The sequence below is a fragment of the Vibrio sp. HI00D65 genome (assembly GCF_001635455.1).
In the GTDB taxonomy this organism is placed as follows: Bacteria; Pseudomonadota; Gammaproteobacteria; order Enterobacterales; family Vibrionaceae; genus Vibrio.
Genome location: NZ_LWEH01000574.1, coordinates 1 through 353, shown reverse-complemented (window position 1 = coordinate 353; position 353 = coordinate 1). Strand labels below are relative to the sequence as shown.

Genomic DNA, 353 nt, shown 5'->3' with positions numbered 1-353 from the left:
GGTTTGATTGGCCTTTCACCCCTAGCCACAAGTCATCCGCTAATTTTTCAACATTAGTCGGTTCGGTCCTCCAGTTGATGTTACTCAACCTTCAACCTGCCCATGGCTAGATCACCTGGTTTCGGGTCTAATCCTAGCAACTGTACGCCCAGTTAAGACTCGGTTTCCCTACGGCTCCCCTAAACGGTTAACCTTGCTACTAAAATTAAGTCGCTGACCCATTATACAAAAGGTACGCAGTCACACCACGAAGGTGCTCCTACTGCTTGTACGTACACGGTTTCAGGTTCTATTTCACTCCCCTCACAGGGGTTCTTTTCGCCTTTCCCTCACGGTACTGGTTCACTATCGGT

1 rRNA gene is annotated in these 353 nt (G+C 48.7%); it reads right to left on the bottom strand.

Features of this window, described 5'->3' with window-relative positions:
* Positions 1-353 (bottom strand): 23S ribosomal RNA (locus A3712_RS23925); the annotation flags it as partial.